The following is a 14,473-nucleotide window of genomic DNA, read 5'->3' on the forward strand; positions in this document are numbered from 1 at the left end:
CTGGTTAATGTGACGTCATGAAAAACACCGCCACTCGCGATAAGTTAATTGAAACCGGTGCCGAGCTGATTGCCCAGCAGGGCTACAATGCGACGGGTATTAATGCCGTTTTAAAAACCTGTGGTGTGCCTAAAGGATCGTTTTACCACTACTTTTCCAGCAAGGAAGATTTTGGGCTGGCGGTAATCGAGCGCTTTGCCAATCAGTATGATGAACGCCTAGCAATACTGTTTGATGACGTTGCATTACCGCCGTTAGAGCGCATACGGCGTTACTTTGCCACAGGGCGTGAGCATATGTTGGACTGTGACCACACCACTGGCTGCTTGATTGGTAACCTGGGTCAGGAGCTTTCGGGGCAGAGCGACACCTTCCGGGATGCACTTAACTTGGTGTTTCAGCGCTGGGAAAAGCGTTTAGCCGTCTGCCTGGAAGAAGCGCAAAATCAAAATGATATTGATAAGGCGATGGTTCCTGAAGCCCTTGCTAGTTTTATATTGTCGGGATGGGAAGGTGCTATATTGCGCGCCAAAACGCTTAAGTCAGTCGCACCCATGGAGCACTTTGAGTCGATTCTATTTGCCCATGTGCTGGTGCCATCAGCGTCGCTTTGCGAAGCAAGCCGCTAGTGACGTGCACGAAAATGGTGCTCTCCACTAGCCACGTCATTGCGCACGGCTGCCAGTAGTGACTCATCTAGCGATGGGTCGTCCGGTGACAGCAGGCCGCACTGAGCCAACGCAGACCGCAAACTTATCTGTTCATCTAAGCGCTGATAAACCACTCGCACACAACAGGGCATGCGCTCACTGTTATCAGCCACCCCCATTTTCAATCCAGTTAAGCGTGTGACTTGGCTTTGGAAGCTGGGAAACAGAATAGTTTGAGTGATTTCATGGCCATTGAGGGTCTCGTGGTCAACCAAAAATAGCCGGTCTGCAAGTTTAACGGCGGTTCCTACGTACCGGTTATGACAGGGTCGCCTTCCCAGAGCGACTTGCATACGCTCGGTGCGCTGGTACACCACACCTCCTTCTCTGGCTTCTAGGCACACCAATGTGCGCATCAAATGCCCAGGGCGCGACATTGAGTGGTAAAGCTCGAAGTAGCGACCTAGATAACGCTCCATACCTTCGCTTCCCCGCTGAATCAACGCATTAGGCCAGGGCAGGGTATTCGGTGAAGTATCCGCATTAAGCTGGCCGGTTTGCACCAGCGCACGGAAGTCGTGGTGAGGCAGCGCAATATCTTCTGGCGTTACCCCAAAAAAGTGGCAAATACGCTGCAGCGCGGCATGGCTTGGGTAATAGCGACCGCTGAGGTAGCGGTTGAATTGAGCACGGTTAATGGATAAGCGGCGGCAAACGTCCGCAATAGACGGGTAGTAGCTGCACAGCAAGCGTAGGTTGGCCACAAAATTATCATGCATGGGAGCGGTTTCAGCGTTCTCAGTAAGCGTCGGTGCGGCTAATGTGACGCTTCGCTCTGCATAGTGCAATAGCTACCTAACAGCGCCGTTGCGTCAATCAGGTGCGATTTTAATTAGCATCTTGCGAGGCCAAGTGATGGACACCCGCAGCGCCGCTCCCACTCCAGCGAAAGCTAAAATATACAGCTTCGCTCGGTACTAATGATGGCTCTTAAAACCGTCTAGACAGTGCTGATAATTAGCGCTGCATTGACGCCACCGAAACCGAACCCGTTGCACAATACATGCTTAGTGGCGTGATTTTGATGGGGTGCCGTGACGAAGGTTAAATCCTGCATATCATCATCGCAGTGCTCAAGATTGATGGTGGGCGGAAGCTGCTGGTTATTGACTGCCAATACAGAAAAAATACTCTCAATGCCCCCTGCTGCGCCTAATAGATGCCCGGTGGCGGCTTTCGTTGCCGAAATAGGGATGGCAGGCAAACGCTCACCGAATACGTTACGCAATGAGGCAACTTCAGCTCGGTCGCCAACGGGCGTCGATGTGGCGTGGGCATTGATATGATCAATAGCATCAGTAGAAAGGTTCGCCATGCCCAGCGCCGCTTGAATCGCGGCTGCTGCGCCGGCCCCATCCTTTGGGCCTGCCGTCAGGTGGTAGGCGTCTGCGCTGGTGCCGTAGCCGCTAATGATCGCTAACGGCGTTGCGCCCCGCGCGATCGCATGCTCAAGTGTTTCGATCACCATAACGCCAGCGCCTTCTCCCATCACAAAACCGTTACGGGCTTTATCAAAGGGTCTGGACGCGTGTTCAGGGTTGTCTGCTTCTGTGGAAAGGGCCTTTAGGGCGTTAAAGCTGGCAAGTGATAGCGGGTCAATACACGCCTCTGCGCCGCCGACGAGGGCAACATCGGCTTCTCCGCTGCGTATTATGCGCATACCATCACCAATCGCCTGTAGGCCAGCCGCGCAAGCCGTCACCGGGCAACCAAGAGGGCCTTGAAAGCCATAACGGATGGACAGGTTACCAGCAGCCAAATTGGCCAGAAAGGCGGGCACCGTGAAGGGGGAAAGTTTGCGATAGCCGCGCTCAACAAGGGTTCTGTGAGCTTGTGTAATGGTCGGGAAGCCGCCAATGCCAGAGCCAATAATGGTGGCCGTTCGGCGTTGTTGGGCTTGCTCAACGGGGAACCAGTTGGCCTGTGACAGCGCCTCTTTGGCTGCCGCCAATGCGTAGAGGCTGAACAAGTCCATTTTGCGCTGCTCTTTGGGGTCGGCTATCTCATTCAGGTCAATACCGCCGCTGGGGTCTTGGTCAATGCTCGGCACCACCCCGGCAATTTTGATCGGGATACTGCTTGTGTCAAAGCGGTCAATGGTGCTGATGCCTGACTGTCCATTAATCAGACGCTGCCAAGTTGTATTGACGCTGTTGCCCAGTGGGCTGACCATACCCATGCCGGTAATCACGATAGTTGAGTGCATAGTGACTCCTGAGTTATTGATAGGGTCACCCTAGCAACGGCCAATATATGATCAAGATAATATTTAAGCTTTGTTCGAAAACTGCCTGTGCTTGACAATACTGCGTTAAAAATCACCTCGAAATGCTCATTTACACCGCGTAAATTCCGCTTTCTCGTTGATTTTTGCCTTGTCTAGTCTTCGCTCGCCGACTTTTCGTACAAACCCTAGCTGACGTATGACGAGGTAGGTATGCCTTATCCCAAGAGCCATAAATCGAAAACCAAAGAGCGCATTTTGGCTTCGGCGACGGAGCTATTTAGCCGTAATGGCTTTCATAAGGTGTCGATTGGCCAGATCATGAAACTCGCTAAGATGACGCATGGTGCCTTTTATGCGCATTTTGCGTCGAAAGAGGCCCTGTACCATGAGTCTATTCGCTTGACCCTTGATAACAGTCGGGCGGCTAGGCTGGTAAAAGGCCCGCTTTCGTTGCAGCACTTAACCGAATTAGTTGCGAACTACTGCAATCTTCAAGAGCTGGAAGCTAAGCATAGGCCCGGGCCTGAAGCGGTACTGTTCAATGAAATAGGTAGTGAAAAAGCAGAAATTCGCACTATGTTTGAAGCGTCATATATGAGCATGAAAAAGATGCTTGAAACACGGCTGATAGCGTTGAGTAAGCTGAAACAACTCCCCCTTGCCAATGACCGCAAGTTAATTGCTGATAAATCCAGGGTCATATTGGCCTCTCTGGTAGGGGCTGTCGCGATTGCCAAAAGCTTGCCGGAGGAGATGGAACGTAAGCAGGTGTTGTTAGCCACGCAACGTCAAATTTTACTAATGCTCGGGGTCAGCGAAGCTGAGGCGGAGCGTATGATGCAAGCACAGTAGTTCGGCCGTCGACTGAAGAGAGTCTCGATATGTTGTTTGACGCGTTAGTGTTCTTAATCGGCGTTGAATGAGTGATTCGGCAGACTGCCCAAGACGAAGCGGGTAAAAAACTGGATAATGGCCGCCATCAGCCTATGGCCCCAAGACCTTCAGCACATTTATCTATCCGGATGCCCGCTCATGGAAATCAAAGTTAACTATCTCGACAACCTCCGCTTAGAGGCCAAGTTCGACGATTTTACGGTTATCTCCGACCAGCCGATTCGCTACAAAGGCGACGGCTCGGCACCGGGGCCGTTTGACTACTTCCTGGCGTCGTCTGCCATGTGTGCGGCCTACTTTGTAAAGGTTTACTGCAACGCCCGCGATATTCCTACCGAAAATATTCGCCTGTCACAGAACAATATCGTCGACCCAGAAGACCGCTATAAGCAGATTTTCAAAATCCAGGTCGAGTTGCCGGAAGATATTTCTGAAAAAGATCGCCAAGGTATTCTGCGCTCCATCGATCGCTGCACGGTTAAGAAGGTGGTTCAAACCGGCCCTGATTTCCAGATCGAAACGGTAGAAAACATCGATGAAGACGCCCAGGCACTGCTGATGGGAGCGCCGGAGGGCAGTGCTACTTATATTCCAGGTAAAGATCTGCCGTTAGAGCAAACCATTGCCAATATGAGCGCGATGCTGGCTGACCTGGGCATGAAGATCGAGATCGCCTCCTGGCGCAATATCGTGCCCCATGTTTGGTCGTTGCATATTCGCGATGCGGCTTCGCCAATGTGTTTTACCAACGGCAAAGGAGCTACCAAAGAGAGCGCACTATGCTCGGCGCTGGGCGAATTTATTGAGCGCTTAAGCTGTAACTTCTTCTATAACGATCAGTACTTTGGTGAAGAGATTGCCAACAGCGATTTTGTTCACTACCCCAATGAGAAGTGGTTTCAGCCGGGGCCAAACGATGAACTTCCCGCCGAAATTCTCGACGACCATTGTCGCGATATTTACAACCCTGAAGGCGAGCTGTGTGGCTCACATCTGATCGATACCAATTCTGGTCGCGAAGATAGGGGGATTGTATCGCTTCCGTTTGTGCGTCAGTCCGACGGTGAAACGGTCTACTTTCCCTCCAATCTGATCGAAAACCTGTTCCTGAGTAACGGCATGAGCGCGGGTAATACCTTGGTAGAAGCCCAGGTGCAGTGCCTGTCGGAAATTTTCGAGCGGGCGGTGAAGCGTGAGATCCTCGAGCAAGAATTAGCTCTGCCGGATGTACCGCAGGACGTGTTAGCCAAGTATCCAAGTATCGTAGAAGGTATTAACGCCCTGGAAGCCCAAGGGTTTCCGGTGTTGGTCAAAGATGCCTCTATGGGCGGGCAGTTCCCGGTGATGTGCGTTACCTTAATGAACCCGCGTACCGGCGGTGTATTTGCTTCGTTTGGTGCGCACCCGAGCTTTGAAGTGGCGCTGGAGCGTAGCCTGACCGAGTTGCTCCAGGGCCGTAGCTTTGAGGGCTTGAATGATCTGCCGCTGCCGACGTTTAACTCGCAAACCGTATCTGAACCCAACAACTTCGTTGAGCACTTTATCGATTCGGTGGGCGTCGTTTCCTGGCGCTTCTTTAGTGCCAAGCCCGATTTTGAATTCAGCGAATGGGATTTCTCTGGCAGTAATGAGGAAGAGGCCGCGACGCTGTTTGGCATTTTTGAGGAGCTGGGCGCGGAAGTGTATATGGCGGTCCACGAAGACCTGGGCGCACCCGTCTGTCGCATTCTGGTGCCGGGTTACTCAGAGGTGTATCCCATTGAAGACTTAATCTGGGATAACACTAATAAAGCGTTGGATTACCGCGAAGATATTCTCAATCTGCATCGCTTGGATGACGCTCAGCTTACCGATCTGGTTGAGCGGCTGGAAGAGAGCCAGATGGATGACCACGCCGATATCATCACGCTGATCGGTATCGAGTTTGATGAGAACACGGTGTGGGGGCAGCTAACGATCCTAGAGCTGAAGCTGCTGGTTTACCTTGCGCTGCAACGCCATGAAGAGGCACTGGACTGCGTGCAGATGTTCCTGCAGTACAATGATAATACCGTTGAGCGCGGCCTGTTCTATCAGGCGGTAAACGCGGTGTTAGAGATTACCCTGGATGATGAGCTAGAGCTCGACGATTACCTACCCAATTTCCAGCGCATGTTTGGTGAAGCGACCATGGCGGCTGTTGTGGGGTCGGTGAGTGGCGAAGTACGCTTCCATGGCTTAACGCCGACTAACATGCAGTTAGAAGGTCTGGAGCGCCACCAGCGCTTGATCGAAAGCTATAAGAAGCTTCATGCGGCACGAGCGGCGAAAGCAGGGGTTTAAACATTCCCCAAACGCGCTGCTAGTTAACTGTTTTGCTGGTGTTACGGCGCCAGCAGAGCAGGTCGCTATTTTGCCCGAACAGACGGTCTAATCAGCAGAGTGGAACCAAGATTGGTGGCTGAGGAATTCGATTAACTCGTGGCGAAACAGCTTGGCCCTTGCTGAAAGGCTACGCCGGTAAGGCCATACTAAGAAGATCTCACGGTGGCGTCCCCGCCACTCAGGAAGCACTCGTATTAGCTCGCCCGCTTGTAAGCTGTTCGCCACCATACTGGCGGGCATCAAGGAGACGCCTGCTCCCGATATTGTGAGGTTCAGCACAATATTCATATCGTTACTGATATGAAAATGGCTCTTGTGGCAAGCGCACTGGCTGCCGTCTTGATGGAACAACTGCCAGTCGCTAAACATCTTTGCCGCCACGCTGGGACATGCCTGTAGTTCTTTAATGGTGCTCGGAAGAGGATGCTTCATCGATGATGAAGCCACCAAAATCGGCTCTATATAGCCCAGGTGTTTTTGAATCAGCGTCGAGTCTTTTTGTGGTCCAGAGCGAAGCGCAATATCCGCCTGATGGTCGCGAATATCCACCACATTGTTATCGAGTTCGATTGTCAGCGCAATCTCAGGGTAGCGGTCAATAAAGTGACGCCAAAACGCATCTAGTGGCCCGCTGCCCAGATTGACGGGCGCCATAACCTTCAATGGCCCACTCAGGCTATGCAGTGTTTGATCTAGGTCTGAAATTCGCTGATCCAGTGCGAGTACTAACTCCTCACATTCGCGGAAGTAGGACTCACCCTGAGGCGTCAACGTTAACCCCTTGGTTGAACGATAGAGCAACTCTACGCCGAGTGTGGCTTCTAGTGCGCTTATGCGCCGCGACACAGTGGCAATGGTCATCTTTAACGTTGCTGCCGTAGCCGTGAGGCTGCGTTGGTTAGCGGCCACGATAAAGATATTTAGGTCATCAAGAGAGGGTTTTTGCATTTTGCAATTCTGTAAAATTGATTCTCATATATTGGCATATATTACCGTTATAGGTGTTTGTTAGTCTGTTTGCACTCAAACATCACCCTTAGGTACTGCCATGAAACACAGAATTATCTTCGCTATTCTCATGTCGTTTACGCTATCGCTGATTATGTCCGCTTGGGTGACGTACGTGAATATTGGAACGCGTGCTGATTTTGTGGGCATCTGGATGCACGCTTGGCTGCTTGCTTGGCCAGCCGCTGGGATTATCGCGTTTATCTGCGGCCCCTTTATGCATAAATTAGCCCACCGTATTGCCGAGAAAATTTAATAAGTTCACTGATGCACTCTGGTGCAGTGGTTGGTGCAGTCAGTGCACACAACTGCACCGCTGCGCCAAATTTAATTCTTCCCCATGCTTGGTAAAACGTTCTCCGCGGCGCGGTTTTAAGAAGCGCGACCTAAAACGACGCGAATTCCAACATAACGCTAATACAAGAACGCGGAGAACATCACATGCTTGATATGCTCAATGAGCTCCTCTGGGGAAAGATACTGCTAGTGCTGCTGGTAGGCGTTGGTATCGGTTTTACCGTTGCTTCTCGCTTTGTGCAGTTTCGTTATTTCGGCCAAATGTTTCGTATTTTGGGGTCGGGTCAGGCTTTTAAGCGTAATAAACACGGCCACTTAAGTTCGTTTCAGGCACTTGTCCTGTCCGTGGCGGGGCGCGTCGGCGGCGGTAATATTGCCGGTGTAGCGGTCGCGATCACGCTAGGTGGCCCGGGGGCTATTTTCTGGATGTGGCTGGTGGGCCTGATGGGAATGGCGACTAGCTTTTTAGAATGTACTTTGGCGCAAACCTACAAAGAAGCGGAAGGTGATGGCACTTATCGCGGTGGCCCGGCGTATTACATTGTTAAAGGGCTAGGCAAGCAGTGGCGCTGGCTGGCAGCGTTTTACTCGGTGCTATTGCTGCTAACCTTTGGTTTTGCCTTTACCGCGCTGCAGTCTTATGCGGTAGCGACTTCATTTGGCGACGCCTTCGGTGTACCGGTGCTTTACAGTGGCATTGCCCTGGCGATGCTGGTCGGGCTGATTATTTTTGGTGGCATCAAACGTATTGCGCGCATCTCAGAGTTTCTGGTGCCTTTTATGGCGGTCAGCTATATCGCCATTGCGCTGCTGGTCATCGCCATGAACATTAATGAAATTCCCGGTGTTATTACGCTAATCATAAAAAGTGCTTTCGGCCTTGAACCGCTAATTGGTGGCGGTATTGGTGCGGCCATTATGATGGGGTTGAAGCGTGGCCTGTTTTCTAACGAAGCGGGTCTGGGCAGTGCGCCTAATGTAGCGGCAGTTGCTTACGTGCCGCACCCGGCCAACCAAGGCATTGTGCAGGCATTTTCGGTGTTTATCGATACCGTGATTATCTGCTCTGCCACGGCATTTTTGATTCTACTCAGCGGTGTATATGACCCAGCGGCAGGCGCTGGCGTTGAAGGTATCGCTCTTACCCAGGCGGCGCTAGCCGACCATGTAGGCGAATGGGGGCGCACCTTTGTTAGCCTCGCGCTGCTGCTGTTTGCGTTCAGTACTATTTTGTACAACTACTACCTGGGTGAGAACAGCCTCAACTTCTTTAGCCGCGACAACCAGAATCTGTTTAACGCTTTCCGGGTCGCCATTGTATTGCTGGTGTGCTGGGGCGCGACCACAGATCTTGGCACTGTGTTCGGCTTTGCCGATGTCACTATGGGGCTATTGGCCGTGGTCAACTTAGTGGCGCTGATTCTGTTGTTCAAGTGCGGCCTGCGCATCCTTAATGATTACGATAACCAGCGTCGCCAAGGTATCAAGCGGCCGATCTTCGATGCCAGTCAACATCCGGATCTTGAGCTGGACCCGAAGGCGTGGGAGCTAGAGCCTAAAGAGGCTGAGGCGTTAAAGCAGCGCTTGGCAAGCGCGCCTGCTAAGTAAGCCTGCACATGTACTAACGCTATTCGATAAGGAGAGACTATGTCCCGCGTACTCATGCTCTACACCGGCGGTACCATCGGTATGCAGCCATCACCACATGGGTATGTGCCTTGCGCGGGGCTGGCCGAACGTTTAAGCGCATGCATGGCGCTGGCCGACGACAGGTTGCCAGCGTTTGATGTACTGGAAATGCAGCCGCTGATTGATAGCGCTGAGCTAATGCCCGATGCCTGGAACCGTTTAGTGGCACTGTTAGCAAGCCACTGGCAAACATACGATGGGTTTGTAGTGCTACACGGAACCGACACCATGGCGTATAGCGCCGCTGCGCTGTCGTTTATGCTTGGCGCGCTAGACAAGCCGGTGATTTTCACCGGCGCCCAAATTCCTTTGGGGGAGCCCCGTAGCGATGCACTGAATAATCTTGTCAGTGCACTGCAACTGGTGGCTCACCCTGCAACACCTTGTGAGGTAAGTCTGGCCTTTCATGATCGACTGCTGCGCGGTAATCGCGCTCGCAAGGTACGCACTCAGGGGTTAGATGCCTTTGACTCTCCTAATTTTCCCTGGCTTGCCGAGCTGGGCATTGCCATATCTTACCCACAGCCCTCTGCATTGCTGAGTGGGCGGCCTGACTTTGCCCCCATTGAGATGGATGATGATGCAGTCGCAATATTGCCTCTCTATCCTGGTATGTCGCTGCGCCGCGCCAAGGAGCTGCTGGCCGATGAGCGCTTAAAAGGCTTGATTCTGCATAGCTACGGCGTGGGCAACCCGCCTAGTTTTGAAGGCCAGCTGTTAACGGCGTTAACGGCGGCAAATGAACGAGGGGTCGCACTGCTTAACGTGACTCAGTGCGCCCAAGGGGAAGTCGTACAGGGAGCTTATGCCACCGGCGCGGCGCTGAACCAAGCCGGTGTGATTGCGGGAGGCGACATCACGTTAGAAGCCGCCGTTGCAAAGCTCACAGTGCTGCTAGGTCGTGGGATGAGCGGCTCTGCGCTGCGCAGGGCGCTTAGCGGCTCATTACGAGGTGAGTGCAGCTAGTATCTTGCCCTCTAGTGCTTTTTAACCTTCCAAATCCGCCAGGTTAGGATCGCGATAATCAGCGTACTCAGTGGCGCTATGACGGAAGCGGCAAGGTTGGGTTCGATATCGACACCTAGCGCTCTTAAGCTTTCCAGCCCTAGTTTCATTAAGCTGAAAATGTAGTAGCTGATGACGATGATCGAGAGGCCTTCAACGGCCTTTTGGATTTTGAGCTGGCTGCTTGCGCGGGCATCTAAGCTCTGCAAAATTTTGTAGTTTTGCCTCTCGATTTCGACCTGGGTGCGGGTACGCAACAAGTCGTTTAAGCGTGTGGCGCTGGTGGCCAGCGTTTCTACGCGGCGATTCATGGCATCGCAGTAGCGCACGGCCGGTTCAAACCGCCGCAAAATAAACATGCCCAGCCGAGGATAATTACCGATACGCTCCTCGCGCAGCTCATTGATGCGTGCCAACACGATGCTGGCATAGGCATCGGTCGCGCTAAAGCGTTGGCGTGTTTGTACACCGCAGCGTTCGAGTTTTGCCGAGAGCAGTGTTAAGGCGTTGAGCAGCGGTTCGGCTGGAGAGGTGTGCTGTTCGGCGTGTTGGTGAGAGAGCGCAGACAGCTCCGTTTCATAGTGTTGTAGCTCACGGCTGAGTGCTTTGGCTTCCGGTAGCGCCAGCATTGCCATTATGCGGTAAGTCTCAATATCAAATAAGCGTCTTGCCATCCTGCCTAGTCGATAGCTATCCAGATTATCGTTAACCATTAGCAATCGGTTTCTTTGCTGATCATCCAGGTTGAAGTCGCTCCAAACCGTGGCATCTCCGCCGCCTACCTGTGAACCCGCTGGCTGATCTAATCCATAGGCCTCCACGCTACCTGCCCATCGATTAGCCGTTTCCACGCGTAATACGCTGGCGCTGATTATTTTATCGGCAACATCCGCGAGCAAACGGGCTAAAAAAGTAGGTGGTGTTGGCCAAATGCGAGGGTTGCTGTTGTTGTCGTGCTTAATGGTCAGCGTAAAAAACTCGGTGTGCCGCTCCCACTTTACTAAGCAACCCTGGCAACTGACTATTTGCTGCACCTGGTCGGGCGTGACAGTGACCTCTGTCAGCTCTGCTAGGCGATTAAGCAACGTCGTAACGTCATCGCCTTCAAGCGTAAAAGCGTAGTGATGAAGACAAGCAGGCCCTTCAAAATAGATGGGAGGCCGCGCGTGAAGCTCGTTATGTAATGCCGTGTGTTGAGCATGCATGAAACAAATTACCTGATCTATTGTTGTTACAAGTGTTGTAAAGAGTGTCGTTAAGAGCGTTGTGACGAATGTTGTTATGAATAACCAGTTTGTTGGCTAACCGAGTTGCCAAGCGGCGTTAGCCAAAGAACCAATAGCAGACAGTGATGGCAGTAATAATGCCCGCAGCGTCAGCGATGAGTGCACAGCCCAGACCATGGCGAATACGGGTAACGCCGACCGCGCCAAAATAGACCGCTAGCACGTAGAAGGTCGTCTCGGTGCTGCCTTGCAGGGTGGCGGCCAGCAGGCCAGGAAAGCTATCGACGCCAAAGTTGTTCATTGTCTCAATCATCATGGCCCGCGAGCCGCTACCAGAAAGCGGTTTTACAAAGGCGGTAGGCAGCGCATCTACAAAGCGAGTGTCCCAACCAATCCCTTCCACTAACCAGCGAATGCCACTGAGCCCTGCGTCCAGAACGCCGCTGGCACGCAGTACGCCAACCGCCACCAGCATGGCAATAAGATACGGCAGCAGGGTGACGGTAAAACTGACACCTTCTTTTGCTCCTTCAATAAAGGCGTCATACACCCTGACACCACGCAGTGCGCCGACCACTAAAAACATCATGACAATAGTGAATAACGTGAGGTTACCCACCAGTGTTGAAGCAGCCGCCAATGCCTGGGCCGACATGCCCGCCAGCGTAGTAATTAATAATCCCAAGGCAAGCGCTGCGGCGACCAAATAGGCCAGCACCACGGGTTGCCAGAGCTTTAAGCGTTGCACAAGTGCAACCGCAAGTAGCCCTGCCAGGCTGGAGGCGCTGGTAGCCAGCAGAATCGGCAGAAAGACCAAGGTTGGCTCGGCCGCGCCTTGCTGAGCACGATAAATGAAGATCGTGACAGGTAGCAGCGTCAGTGATGAGGTATTGAGTACTAAAAACAGGATTTGTGCGTTGCTGGCGGTATCGCGGCTCGGGTTGAGACTTTGCAGCGATTGCATGGCTTTAATGCCAATCGGTGTCGCAGCGTTATCTAAGCCTAGAATATTAGCCGCAAAGTTCATGCTAATTAGCCCCATGGCAGGGTGGCCCCGGGGCACTTCTGGCATTAGGCGGGAAAACAGTGGGTCAAGCACGCGGCCTAGTAAGCGAATCATGCCGGCCTTTTCGGCAATTGAAAGAAAGCCTAACCAAAGCGTCATCGTGCCTAGCAGCACTAAAATAATATCTACGCTGACGCTTGCCATATCGAACAGCGACTGCACTAAGCGAGCAAAAATCTCGCTATCGCCACCGACTAACCACTGCCACAAAGAGGCTGCAAACGCAGCAATGAAAAAGCTTAACCAAATTCCGTTTAGCATAGTGGGTAGGCATCCTGGGCAGTGAAGCAGTTGTATTTTTATAACGCTGCTTATCCTACCCAATGATTGCCTGCAATCGCTAACCTGATAGCGAAAGAAAAAACAGAATCAGTGGAGGAGAGAGTAGTGACAGGATAAAGCCGCTGACCACGGCAATCGGGACACAGGCCACACCGCCGTGCTGCTGGATCACCGGCAAGGTAAAGTCCATCGACGTTGCGCCGCCATAGCCAATGGCTAGCGCGGTGTGGCGGTGGATAACGAGCGGAATCAGAATAAATGCCAGCAGTTCGCGCGTTAGATCGTTGAAAAACGCCACGCCGCCCATTAATGGGCCAAGTTGATCGCCAATCAAAATAGCCGAAAGCGAATACCAGCCAAAGCCAGATGCCATGGCTAAGCCTTCATTCCAGCTAAGCGAGAGAAGCGGGGCGGCTAATAAGCCAGCCAGCAGCGAACTCAGCGCAAGGGTAACCGCGATGGCAAGTCCCAGGCGATTCAACAATATTTGTTTAAGTGGCATGCCAGAATTGCGTAGTTGGCAGCCAATCAGTACCAATAGTGCGTATAGCACCCATTCGGCAAGCCAGTCGGCGGCGGTAAACAGCGTTTCACCAATCATCGGGCCAATTAGCAAACCAAATGCCACGCCAGCGGCCACCACACCTACCAACATGAGTGACCCCTGCATAGCAGCCAGCTTGCTAGTAGGAGCGTTCTTGACTACCGGTGAATTACCGGCTTTCAACGCCACTTGGCGCGATAACCACCATAGAGCAGCTAGGTTGAACACCGTCGTAATGCTAAACAGCAGCAGCGCGTTGCCGCCTAACCTTGAAAGTTGGCTACCCAGGTTTTCAAGGCCTGCAAGACTTATCCCCATAAATAATAGAATCAAATAAACCGAGCCATTAACGGCTCGGTTGATGAGATTCAGTAAACGGGCAGCACGAACACGTACTAAGTAGCCTAACAAGAGAGGCAATAAAACAATCAGTAATCCAGAAAGCATTTAAGGTGCGTTACCCCCCGCGGGGTTGAATTGAGTCATGGCGAGGTAAGTCTGACGACGCCCCTCTTTTCGATATTCTGCCGAGAGGATCAGACCTGGCCAATCTGGATGAAAATTAATGTGTAAATATCGGTCGGGTTTTTCTTTATCAATCAGCGTGACGCGGGTGGCTTCGAACTCACCGGCGGGAACGGTAATGGTGCTGGGCCCGTTGATATTCTGCTGATCGACATAGTACTGAAAGTGTTCATCACGTCCACGATGATCAACAAACTCGATATCACAGGGAGTGCTTACCATGCAGCCTTCATGACCCGCTCGTCGGGAAAGATCAAATAGCGCGGCCTGGCGATCAAGCGAGCTAATATCACTTTCGTTGAGCTGGTAACTGTCGCCGACACCCAGTAACGAATAACTGCTGTTATAGAGCAAAGAGCGAGTCGAGGTATCGTCTATCGAAAAGCGACTACGCTCCTCACCTCGGGCAATCGCGACAGCAAAATGCATATTGCTTAACCAGTGAAGCCCCTCATTGCTGAGCGTATGGGTGATGGTTGCACCGGGCCAGCCGCGTATTTCTAAACGGTATTGGGCCTGGAAGGGGTGTGGAGCCTGCAGAGTTTGCTCATCTTGAGTAGTATTTGCTGCTGCTAACCCACACAGGGAAAACAGACAAGCGCCCAACACTGTGCTCACAGACTTAGGGTGTCTGAT

At 52.4% G+C, this 14,473-nt stretch carries 13 protein-coding genes; 6 read left to right on the forward strand and 7 right to left on the reverse strand.

The genetic code is table 11. The features are described from left to right. Positions 1 to 17: 17 nt before the first annotated feature. On the forward strand, positions 18 to 629 hold the full coding sequence (locus HVE01_RS00445; RefSeq protein WP_125751049.1) for a TetR/AcrR family transcriptional regulator: 612 nt from the start codon (positions 18 to 20) through the stop codon (positions 627 to 629). On the opposite strand, the gene HVE01_RS00450 is transcribed toward HVE01_RS00445, so the two are convergent. Both HVE01_RS00450 and fabF read right to left on the reverse strand, forming a co-directional pair. Continuing rightward, entirely contained in the window at positions 626 to 1,429 is an 804-nt protein-coding gene (locus HVE01_RS00450) for a helix-turn-helix domain-containing protein (RefSeq protein ID WP_125751046.1), read from the reverse strand. The genes HVE01_RS00445 and HVE01_RS00450 overlap by 4 nt on opposite strands. Positions 1,430 to 1,650: 221 nt before the next feature. Continuing rightward, positions 1,651 to 2,916 (reverse strand): beta-ketoacyl-ACP synthase II, encoded by a 1,266-nt coding sequence (fabF, locus tag HVE01_RS00455; protein ID WP_125751043.1) that lies wholly within the window; start codon positions 2,914 to 2,916, stop codon positions 1,651 to 1,653. A gap of 231 nt (positions 2,917 to 3,147) precedes the next feature. Here fabF and HVE01_RS00460 point away from each other — a divergent pair, with 231 nt between their 5' ends. After that, complete coding sequence (locus HVE01_RS00460; RefSeq protein WP_125751040.1) at positions 3,148 to 3,789, forward strand: TetR/AcrR family transcriptional regulator; 642 nt, start codon at positions 3,148 to 3,150, stop codon at positions 3,787 to 3,789. Between the two features lie 180 nt (positions 3,790 to 3,969). Continuing rightward, complete coding sequence (locus tag HVE01_RS00465) at positions 3,970 to 6,153, forward strand: OsmC domain/YcaO domain-containing protein (RefSeq protein WP_146941790.1); 2,184 nt, start codon at positions 3,970 to 3,972, stop codon at positions 6,151 to 6,153. Between the two features lie 87 nt (positions 6,154 to 6,240). Here the strand turns inward: HVE01_RS00465 and HVE01_RS00470 are convergent, their stop codons facing one another. Continuing rightward, the gene (locus tag HVE01_RS00470; protein WP_146941792.1) at positions 6,241 to 7,143 is read right to left on the reverse strand and encodes a LysR family transcriptional regulator; all 903 of its coding nucleotides are present in this window, start codon (positions 7,141 to 7,143) and stop codon (positions 6,241 to 6,243) included. A gap of 100 nt (positions 7,144 to 7,243) precedes the next feature. Here HVE01_RS00470 and HVE01_RS00475 point away from each other — a divergent pair, with 100 nt between their 5' ends. From HVE01_RS00475 to HVE01_RS00485, 3 genes are all read left to right on the forward strand, one after another. Next, complete coding sequence (locus HVE01_RS00475; protein ID WP_125751030.1) at positions 7,244 to 7,459, forward strand: DUF2798 domain-containing protein; 216 nt, start codon at positions 7,244 to 7,246, stop codon at positions 7,457 to 7,459. Between the two features lie 185 nt (positions 7,460 to 7,644). Then, positions 7,645 to 9,108: an alanine/glycine:cation symporter family protein gene (locus HVE01_RS00480; protein WP_125751027.1), complete on the forward strand. Its 1,464-nt coding sequence runs from the start codon at positions 7,645 to 7,647 to the stop codon at positions 9,106 to 9,108. Positions 9,109 to 9,147: 39 nt separating this feature from the next. Next, positions 9,148 to 10,155 (forward strand): asparaginase domain-containing protein, encoded by a 1,008-nt coding sequence (locus tag HVE01_RS00485; RefSeq protein WP_146941794.1) that lies wholly within the window; start codon positions 9,148 to 9,150, stop codon positions 10,153 to 10,155. An 11-nt stretch (positions 10,156 to 10,166) separates the two neighbouring features. On the opposite strand, the gene HVE01_RS00490 is transcribed toward HVE01_RS00485, so the two are convergent. From HVE01_RS00490 to HVE01_RS00505, 4 genes are all read right to left on the reverse strand, one after another. Next, the gene (locus HVE01_RS00490; RefSeq protein ID WP_146941796.1) at positions 10,167 to 11,399 is read right to left on the reverse strand and encodes a DUF3422 domain-containing protein; all 1,233 of its coding nucleotides are present in this window, start codon (positions 11,397 to 11,399) and stop codon (positions 10,167 to 10,169) included. Positions 11,400 to 11,517: 118 nt separating this feature from the next. Then, positions 11,518 to 12,747: a nucleoside recognition domain-containing protein gene (locus HVE01_RS00495; RefSeq protein ID WP_146941798.1), complete on the reverse strand. Its 1,230-nt coding sequence runs from the start codon at positions 12,745 to 12,747 to the stop codon at positions 11,518 to 11,520. Between the two features lie 79 nt (positions 12,748 to 12,826). Next, entirely contained in the window at positions 12,827 to 13,759 is a 933-nt protein-coding gene (locus HVE01_RS00500; RefSeq protein WP_146941800.1) for a LysO family transporter, read from the reverse strand. Beyond that, a complete protein-coding gene (locus tag HVE01_RS00505) occupies positions 13,760 to 14,446 on the reverse strand; it encodes a hypothetical protein (RefSeq protein WP_417863355.1) in 687 nt (228 codons plus the stop codon). Between the last annotated feature and the right edge of the window lie 27 nt (positions 14,447 to 14,473).

The organism is Vreelandella venusta, assembly GCF_007989605.1.
In the GTDB taxonomy this organism is placed as follows: Bacteria; Pseudomonadota; Gammaproteobacteria; order Pseudomonadales; family Halomonadaceae; genus Vreelandella; species Vreelandella venusta.

Coding starts and splice junctions, on each gene's coding strand:
- HVE01_RS00445 (WP_125751049.1), top strand. CDS start 18: ATGAAAAACACCGCCACTCGCGATAAGTTAATTGAAACCGGTGCCGAG.
- HVE01_RS00450 (WP_125751046.1), bottom strand. CDS start 1,429: ATGCATGATAATTTTGTGGCCAACCTACGCTTGCTGTGCAGCTACTAC.
- fabF (WP_125751043.1), bottom strand. CDS start 2,916: ATGCACTCAACTATCGTGATTACCGGCATGGGTATGGTCAGCCCACTG.
- HVE01_RS00460 (WP_125751040.1), top strand. CDS start 3,148: ATGCCTTATCCCAAGAGCCATAAATCGAAAACCAAAGAGCGCATTTTG.
- HVE01_RS00465 (WP_146941790.1), top strand. CDS start 3,970: ATGGAAATCAAAGTTAACTATCTCGACAACCTCCGCTTAGAGGCCAAG.
- HVE01_RS00470 (WP_146941792.1), bottom strand. CDS start 7,143: ATGCAAAAACCCTCTCTTGATGACCTAAATATCTTTATCGTGGCCGCT.
- HVE01_RS00475 (WP_125751030.1), top strand. CDS start 7,244: ATGAAACACAGAATTATCTTCGCTATTCTCATGTCGTTTACGCTATCG.
- HVE01_RS00480 (WP_125751027.1), top strand. CDS start 7,645: ATGCTTGATATGCTCAATGAGCTCCTCTGGGGAAAGATACTGCTAGTG.
- HVE01_RS00485 (WP_146941794.1), top strand. CDS start 9,148: ATGTCCCGCGTACTCATGCTCTACACCGGCGGTACCATCGGTATGCAG.
- HVE01_RS00490 (WP_146941796.1), bottom strand. CDS start 11,399: ATGCATGCTCAACACACGGCATTACATAACGAGCTTCACGCGCGGCCT.
- HVE01_RS00495 (WP_146941798.1), bottom strand. CDS start 12,747: ATGCTAAACGGAATTTGGTTAAGCTTTTTCATTGCTGCGTTTGCAGCC.
- HVE01_RS00500 (WP_146941800.1), bottom strand. CDS start 13,759: ATGCTTTCTGGATTACTGATTGTTTTATTGCCTCTCTTGTTAGGCTAC.